The 7730-nt window shown below is 45.2% G+C and carries 7 protein-coding genes and 1 pseudogene; 3 read left to right on the top strand and 5 right to left on the bottom strand.

Annotated elements, in window-relative coordinates:
• Positions 1-135: 135 nt before the first annotated feature.
• Both ADA01nite_RS18765 and ADA01nite_RS22890 read left to right on the top strand, forming a co-directional pair.
• Complete coding sequence (locus ADA01nite_RS18765; protein ID WP_146811959.1) at positions 136-324, top strand: H-type small acid-soluble spore protein; 189 nt, start codon at positions 136-138, stop codon at positions 322-324.
• 115 nt (positions 325-439) lie between these two features.
• Positions 440-571, top strand: a complete 132-nt coding sequence (locus ADA01nite_RS22890) for a hypothetical protein (protein WP_281286044.1) — start codon at positions 440-442, stop codon at positions 569-571.
• A gap of 266 nt (positions 572-837) precedes the next feature.
• On the opposite strand, the gene ADA01nite_RS18760 is transcribed toward ADA01nite_RS22890, so the two are convergent.
• The 5 genes and pseudogenes from ADA01nite_RS18760 to ADA01nite_RS18740 all read right to left on the bottom strand — a co-directional run bounded on the left by ADA01nite_RS18760 (position 838) and on the right by ADA01nite_RS18740 (position 6174).
• A complete protein-coding gene (locus tag ADA01nite_RS18760; RefSeq protein WP_146811958.1) occupies positions 838-1716 on the bottom strand; it encodes an AraC family transcriptional regulator in 879 nt (292 codons plus the stop codon).
• 341 nt (positions 1717-2057) lie between these two features.
• Positions 2058-2513, bottom strand: a complete 456-nt coding sequence (locus ADA01nite_RS18755; protein ID WP_146811957.1) for a hypothetical protein — start codon at positions 2511-2513, stop codon at positions 2058-2060.
• Between the two features lie 318 nt (positions 2514-2831).
• Positions 2832-3974, bottom strand: a pseudogene (asnB, locus tag ADA01nite_RS18750) (asparagine synthase (glutamine-hydrolyzing)); the annotation flags it as partial.
• 263 nt (positions 3975-4237) lie between these two features.
• Positions 4238-5809 (bottom strand): sodium/solute symporter, encoded by a 1572-nt coding sequence (locus tag ADA01nite_RS18745; protein WP_146811955.1) that lies wholly within the window; start codon positions 5807-5809, stop codon positions 4238-4240.
• Positions 5806-6174: a DUF485 domain-containing protein gene (locus ADA01nite_RS18740; protein ID WP_146811954.1), complete on the bottom strand. Its 369-nt coding sequence runs from the start codon at positions 6172-6174 to the stop codon at positions 5806-5808. Before ADA01nite_RS18740 ends, ADA01nite_RS18745 begins: the two co-directional genes overlap by 4 nt.
• A gap of 252 nt (positions 6175-6426) precedes the next feature.
• Between ADA01nite_RS18740 and ADA01nite_RS18735 the strand changes: the two genes are divergently transcribed.
• Positions 6427-7677: an AraC family transcriptional regulator gene (locus ADA01nite_RS18735; protein ID WP_146811953.1), complete on the top strand. Its 1251-nt coding sequence runs from the start codon at positions 6427-6429 to the stop codon at positions 7675-7677.
• Positions 7678-7730 lie beyond the last annotated feature (53 nt).

Genomic DNA, 7730 nt, shown 5'->3' with positions numbered 1-7730 from the left:
TGTGCAACAGATACATACAAAGCTCTTGCCTAATTAGGTAAGGGCTTTTTTCTATATTTTATCTTCCGTAAATCATATGTGAAAAAGTATAGATTTCTTTTTGATGACAAAATATAAAAGCAGAGGGGTGATAAAATGGAAACAAAACGTGCACAGGAAATTCTACAATCACCTGAAAAGATTGATGTAGGGTTTGAAGGCGTTCCGGTATGGATCGACTCCGTTGACGAACAAAGCAAAACAGCAAGGGTACATACAATGGACAATCCAACCGAGCGAAAAACGGTCGCGCTGTCGGAGTTAAAAGAACTGGAACATCATTAAGAACAAAAACGAGAGAAGCTGCTGAACAAAACGGCAGCTTTTTCCTTTATGAACAAAAGCTAACCGGAGACCTGAAAGATACCTGGGGTACACTATAGTCAGGAGGTGGACCGCCTTGGGTTGGTTGCTGTTTCTTATCGGAGCTGTACTGGCGTTTGTCACTGTGCAGAGAAGATGGTTTTATGACCCGACGCATCCGAAAAGACCGAAGAAAACCCGCACAAGTACCTGGTTCAGAAGCAAGTAGCAATCTTTGCAGGAGAGAAAAGCTTCTCTCCCCTCCTGCTTGCAGACCACCGCAATCGTATAGGTCCCATACGAAGGGATGCTCCGGACTTCCTGAAGGTTTTTTATCTGCATATCTAACTTGTTGAGGTTGAGACGCCGTGATGTTTTCGGAAACTGAAGGGATTTTTCTTCTGTCCAGGAAGAGCAATGTAGCCAGAGTGTTTGGCGAGTTTCAATTTGAGCTGTTGCAAAATCTCAACGGATACTTAATAATCTCACGCAGCATTATATGACTTTTTTCAAAATCGGTATCCATATTTCACTTTTGAAAGTTGGTGAGGTTACATCTTTATCCTCATTCCACAGGATTTCTGGACCTTCTGTCTGTTCATAGTTTGAGGATGGAAACCATTCGGAATAAATGCGTCCCCACACATCTTGCAGCGTATCAGGAAATGGTCCGATCGCTTCGAATACAGCCCATGTTAAGGCAGGAACTTCAAGCTGTGTTAGGTTATCTGGACACTCCTTAGTCGTTGCTACGCCAATATAGTGATCAAGCTCCCCTTTTTCCTCCATCCTGCCTTCGGAAAAGTTCGTGGATGCACTAAGCAGTCCCATAGGCTCGACATTAGAAAGTATTTTAAGTTGATTGATCGTTTCACCATCCAAGCTTTTCCACATAGAGGCAATCTCCGGATTAACCCCCTTGAAAATAATAGGAACTCTTTTTTTAATACCAACGATGCGAAATGCCTCTTTTTCTTCAATTCGATAGTTCATTTCATTTTCTCCTTTAATTGATAACTGGAAGGTCATTCGTGGGTAAGCTTTAAGTGAATGGCCATTATTTCTGGCTTCTGACGGTGTTATGCCATGCAAATTTTGAAAAGCTCGTGCAAAAGAATCTGGTGAGTTGTACCCGTATTTCATTGCAATGTCAATGATCTTTGAGTTGCTATCTTTAAGCTCAAATGCTGCAAGAGTAAGACGCCTGCGGCGGATGTATTCCGATAGTGAAATACCTGCAAGGAAAGAAAACATCCTTTTAAAATGATATTCGGAGCAGAAAGCCAGCCCTGCTACTTCTTTAAAGTCAATATCGTTAGTAAGGTTTTCTTCAATATACTTTATCGCTTCATTCATGTTCTTAAGCGAATCCATTATATGACCTCCTTTATCAATAGAATAGCAGGAGTTGAATGTATCCATCCGACATTTCGTGCACAATTATGTAGGGTCTATTCTTATTCATAAGCTTAGTATGCAAGCATACAACATAACAAATTAAAACAAAAGAATTTTGATTGCCGGATTGCTTCTATTCTCGGCTTTCGTTATTTATCAGCGGGAGCAAGATAGCGAACAGATTACAGCTTCCAGGAAGAGTTTCTTCTCCTCAGCAAAACGAAATCCCAGCGTAGACTGAAGTATCCTCCGACTTTGTAAATAGAATAGAAGCCAGGCATGCAACATGTGCTCACCTGGCTTGTTTTCCTTATCTATTATTTTTTTGTTTTCGGGAATAAAAAGTCGATAAACTTTTTTGCTGTTGGCTGGGGTTCATGGTTGGCAAGTCCGGGCCGTTCATTGGCTTCAATAATCACATATTCATCTCCCGCAAAGTCCGGGACCAGAAAATCCATTCCCACCACGGGAATATTGAGTACCCGACTTGCTTTCTCTGCGGCTTCTTGCAGAGAAGAGGAGACCTTATCCGTTACATCGGTAATGGTGCCGCCCGTATGATAATTGGCAGTTTTGCATACCTGTACTTCTTGGCCATCGGCAAGTACATCATCCCAGCTCAGATTCTGATGGCGGATGACGCGCTCCGTCTCTTTATTTACCGGGATTTTGGACTCACTGCTTGTCTTCTCCGCGAGATATTCGTTTTTCGCTTCGATCAGCTGACGGACGGTATTCGCTCTATTACAGATTTTCCGAACGAGAAAGCCCATCGACTTTCGCCGTGGGATGAGAGTGAGGGTTGCTCGGAATCCCTTTATGGGATGGTAAGAGCAACCTTGATTTGATAAAATCAAGACAGGGGTTCGCTCTTTGAAAACAGCATACATAGGGGGTTGCTCAAACAAAGCCTCTTTGAGCGTAAAATGTATGGAGTCGTCAAGAACAAGACGCTAAAACACTTTTGAGCAAACAACCTATGGCGAATGGTAACAGTTCGCCAGCCTGCGAACCTATACGGTCTGTCGTAGGAGGGGTGATGGCACACCCTAAACTTCGGAGTTGTTCAAAACAGAAATGGACTGCGAACGCTAACTACCGAAGAATCCCATCGGCTTTAGCCGTGGGAGTGTCAATTTCGGATACCAGTGATAACCGGCGAATACTTCATCTGCACCCTGCCCGCTGAGCACAACTTTCGTCTCTTTGCTGACTTCTTCCGAGAGCAGGTAGAATGCCACAGCATCATGGCTGACCATCGGCTCTGCCATGGCGCTGATGGCTTTTTCGATATTCGGAAGAAGACGTCTGGAATTAATAAAGATTTTTTTGTGTTCGGTACCGAATTCTTTGGCGATAATATCGCTATAGCAGAACTCGTTTCCTTCTTCCGTTCCTACATCCTCAAATCCGATGGAGTAGGTATGCAGAGACTGCGGATTACATTCCGCCATAAGCGCGACAATGAGGCTGGAGTCCAGCCCGCCGCTCAACAGGGCGCCGACGGGTACATCGCTGACCATACGCCGTTTGACGCTTTGCCGCAATTCATCAAGCACACGTTCAATCCATTCTTCCTCCGACAGCGTTTCTCTTCGCTCGAACCTTACGTCCCAGTAAGAAGAAATTTCTTTTGCACCGTCTGCACTGATGCTCATAATCGTCCCGGGAGCCAGTTTTTTGACGTTTTCAAAAATCGTATAAGGTGCGGGCACAACCGCATGGAAGCTCAAATAATAATGCAATGCTTCGGGAGAAAGCTCCGGGCGGATCATGCCGGCACGGTTTAATGCTTGAGTATTGGAAGCAAAATAAAACGCGTGCCCTTCTTCGGCATAATACAGCGGTTTAATACCGAGCCTGTCTCGGCCCAACAGAAAGCGCCCACGTATTTGATCATGAATACAAAAAGAAAACATGCCGTTCAGCCTTTTAACAAATTCGTCGCCCCATGCATGGTACGCTTTTAGCAGTACTTCAGTATCGCTGGTAGAGCGGAACGAATATCCTTGTTGCTGCAGCTCGTCACGCAATTGTTTGAAGTTATAAATCTCGCCGTTATAGACAATTTCTAACTTTAATTCCTCATCGATCATCGGTTGGTGGCCGTTTTCTGATAGGTCGATAATACTCAGGCGCCGGTGCCCGAATCCGAATCCTTCTCCCATATAGACTCCAGAGGCGTCCGGACCGCGTGTCTCAAGCGCCGGAAGCATGTTTTGTACTGTTCCCTCATCTACATTGCCTTTTTCATAATTTTCCTGGAATCAATTCCATAGGGGTCTCTGCTTCATTTATTCCACAAATAAGAGCCTGCTATATATAATTAGGTCTGTCGTAAGGTACGTTTTACAATATCTCATTTTCCTTTGTTATGCAAATTATTCAAAGAATTTGATTTTATCTTACTAAATATGATTTGATGGAAGAAAAAAAGACCTGCGTCCATATACCTTGTGCAATAAGGTAAGCGGGCAGGTCTTTTAATTTGTGCCAATTATGCGGCTTCAGATTCTTTGGAATGAACTTTTCTCATAAAATCGTTCACATCAGCAGGTACTTTACGGTCAAGTTTTGATACAATATAGACAGACAGGAAGCCAAGCGGTACTGTAACTAAACCGGGAATTTTAAATTGCAGGAACTCCGGCAGGGTGGACGTAAAGAAAATCATGTACATGGAAGCCAAAAGACCGATAACCAGGCCGGCAATTGCGCCTTTCTCTGTCATGCCTCGCCACCAGATGCCCAGAATGAAGATAGGCGTAAACGTACTGGCAGCTACGGTAAACGCAAGAGCCACCAGGTGACCGATGGAAGCGTTTTTAACCATTAAGCCCAGTGTTCCATAAAGGATACCGAGAATAACGATGGACACTTTACCTGCGATAACGCGCTCGCGTTCGCTGATGTTATTTTTGCGGACAAATGTGGCGTACAGGTCGTGCGCCAATGCACCGGAACTTGCGATAAACAGACCGGAAAGATTGGAGAAAATCGCCGCAAACGCACCTGCAATAACAAGACCAAGCAGCCATTCGCCGCCGAGCGCCTGTGCAGTGGACGGGATAACCATATTGTTACCGCCCGCAACCAGATCTTTCATAACCTGCGGCTCTGCAGTGCCGCTCAGGAAGATGGAACGGCCTACAGCGCCGAGGTATACGGCGAAGAAAAAGAAAACGCTTGCAATAGCGATAGCCATAAGTGCTGACTTACGCGCAGCTTTCGCACTCGGGTTCGTATAGAAACGAAGCAGGATGTGCGGCAGGCCGATTGTGCCGAGAGAAAGACCGATTGTCATGGACACGGTTTGCCAGAATGTCGGGAAGTAGTTTCCGGTGCCGGTCCAGGATGTACCGTCGAAGCTTACGTCTTTACCGTCTTTTGCATATTGTGCGGTGTCACCGATAACACCTTTGAATTCGCTGATGCCAGCGAGAATCTTGTCGTAATGGAGACCGCCATAGATAGCAGCTATAACCATTAGGATGAACGCCCCGAGACGAATCCATAACTCCAGTGCCTGGTTTAGCGTCGTTCCTTTCATACCGCCGATACCAACATAGAAAATCATAACTGCACAAGTAAAGATGATGCCGAATTCATAGCTTGTTCCGAAGAACATGCTTAAGATTTGTGCAGCACCCAGAAGCTGAGGAGCGGCATAGAAACCGGAGATGGCCAGAACGACAGCCACAGCGGCCAGGCGAGCACGTTTGCTGTGGAAGCGGTAAGCCAGGAAGTCTGCAACCGTATAGGCGCCAAACCGGCGCAACGGTCCGGCTACGAAGATTGCAAGCAGCGTCAGACCGATCGAGAAGCAGAAAGCGTAATAGGCACCGTCATACCCAAGCTGGAAGGTAAGACCGGCGATACCGAGAAAAGTCGCGGCGCTCAGATAATCACCGCCGATAGCGGAGCCGTTGGTGAACCAGCCGAAGCTTCGGCCACCGACGAAGTAATCAGAAGCCGTAGCGCTTCGTTTAGTTAAATACGTAATGTATACGATGGTTCCCATCAAAAGGATGGTCATAATCATTTTAGGCTCTAGCAGTGCCTGCATCATCCGATGTCCCTCCCTTCAGATTTGCCGAATGAGGATCCGTTGCTGCTTTGGTATTTTTGTAAGCGTTTTTCATAAAGGGCAGTATGAATGTAAGCAATAATGAATGCCATAGCCATCGCGACAATGCCGGTGAGGAACCAGGAGTACGTCATGCCTCCCCATATGCGAGAAAACATAAATTCGGGCGCGAACCAGTTTAAAATCGGAATAGCAAAAATGAATGCGTAATAGAGCAGGCTTAGTTTAAAGCCGGTAGAGAACTCGTCTTTCATGATTTTATTCGTCTCGGGATCAAGCGGTGGAAGTTCGCTAACATCGATGGTACCTGCGGCGACATAATCATACTCAGTATACTCATTTGCCATATGTTTCTTCTCCTCCTGCTCAGATAGATTTCTATATCTGTTTGGTGCCGTTTTTTATCCTCCCTCCTTAACATAACGGCAGAAAATATTTTTTATTGATTGATTGTACTTCATCGACAGGCAAGATGCCTTACAGAAAATTATCTAAAATATATAAAAATTTGTCCTATCTTAAGATTTTGGGCATAATAAGTTTGAAAAATTGTAAGTGGCAGTACAGCGGGCAGATTGAGCAAAAGGGGAGAGAAAAAATTGTACAGCATTCAACTGGCAATCGAAGATAAAAGAGAAAAAGCCAAAATAGAAGCGTGGATTCGGGCAGAATGTGCGTCTCAATGTGTAATTTTCGAAGGAGATAACCAGCCGGGCTTTCCGCATATTCTTATTATGGAAATTCGTACACCCTTCGATTGGGTACGCATCCACCGCATCCGGAAACGGAATAGAGAGTGCCGCGTTTTTCCGCTTATCTGTCCCGAACTGCTTCATACTTCGTCGCTTGCCATTGAGCTTGAACTTCAATCATTGTTCGCCAAACCTGTAAAGAAGAATTTGTTTATTCGTAATATAAAACGAGCGTTTGAATCATTGGCGAATGAGAGCACCGGATCGTTTAACTATAAAGATATTTACGAACAAATGCAGGCGGAAGGGAGAGCGGGACAGGACGACGCTCCATTTCAGGAAGCGTTTCTGCGCCGTTTGCTGCGAGGGGAAATTTCTACTGAGCAGGAAGTTATCGAAGCCCGGACGTTTCTTCCCGGTGCTGCAGTCCCCAATATTGTGTGTTTTATCCAGGGGTTTGTCCGGTTTCCGGAACAGGAAGAAAAGGAAGGCTGGCAGGCGCCGACTGTAATACAGGATTGTTTTCTTGAAGAGTTTTCCTCCTATGTACCGCATTTGTTTTTTCTTCCGTACCGGAAGCATATGGTCATGCTATTCCGCGTTCCATCTGCATGCGCCTCCCTGCGTTATTGGAAAGAAGGGCACGCGAGTATGCTGCGCGTTATCGATAGATTGGAAGGGGAATACGGCATTCACATATATGTAGGCGTTGGATCTGTTTACCGGGAGCCGCTGCTTCTGCATCATTCGTACCGTGAGGGCAGGAAGGCGCGCCGCACGCCACCGTATGAGAGATTATCGCTTCGTTATTATGAAGAAATTACGAAGGATGAACAGCTGCAAAAATGCATAGAGTACATTGGAAAGCATTATACGGAAAATTTATCTGTAGGGCAAGTGGCCGCACAGATTAACTTAAGCGTTCCTTATTTTAGCCGTCTTTTCAAAAAAGAGACAGGACGAAGCTTTGTTTATTATGTAACGTTTGTAAGGATACAGCGGGCGGTGTGGTTGCTTCGTCATACGAATCTTACCATCGAACAGATTGCCGAGGAACTGGGGTTTAATACCCCCAATTATTTCAGCTGCACTTTCAAAAAATATGCAGGGCTTTCCCCCAGTGAATACCGAGCTACGAAAGAAATTATTTTTCTGTGAAAATCGTGAGGAAAGAAAGAGGAGAAGAGGAAATGAGATCCAGAGAAGAAAAA

Source organism: Aneurinibacillus danicus (assembly GCF_007991215.1).
GTDB classification, from domain to species: domain Bacteria; phylum Bacillota; class Bacilli; order Aneurinibacillales; family Aneurinibacillaceae; genus Aneurinibacillus; species Aneurinibacillus danicus.
The sequence above is the reverse complement of the archived record's forward strand: the minus strand, read 5'-3'. Positions and strand labels throughout refer to the sequence as shown.

Excerpts from the sequence above, each read along its gene's own strand:
- ADA01nite_RS18740 (WP_146811954.1), bottom strand. The coding sequence starts at position 6,174 with ATGGCAAATGAGTATACTGAGTATGATTATGTCGCCGCAGGTACCATC.
- ADA01nite_RS18765 (WP_146811959.1), top strand. The coding sequence starts at position 136 with ATGGAAACAAAACGTGCACAGGAAATTCTACAATCACCTGAAAAGATT.
- ADA01nite_RS18745 (WP_146811955.1), bottom strand. The coding sequence starts at position 5,809 with ATGATGCAGGCACTGCTAGAGCCTAAAATGATTATGACCATCCTTTTG.
- ADA01nite_RS18755 (WP_146811957.1), bottom strand. The coding sequence starts at position 2,513 with ATGGGCTTTCTCGTTCGGAAAATCTGTAATAGAGCGAATACCGTCCGT.
- ADA01nite_RS18760 (WP_146811958.1), bottom strand. The coding sequence starts at position 1,716 with ATGGATTCGCTTAAGAACATGAATGAAGCGATAAAGTATATTGAAGAA.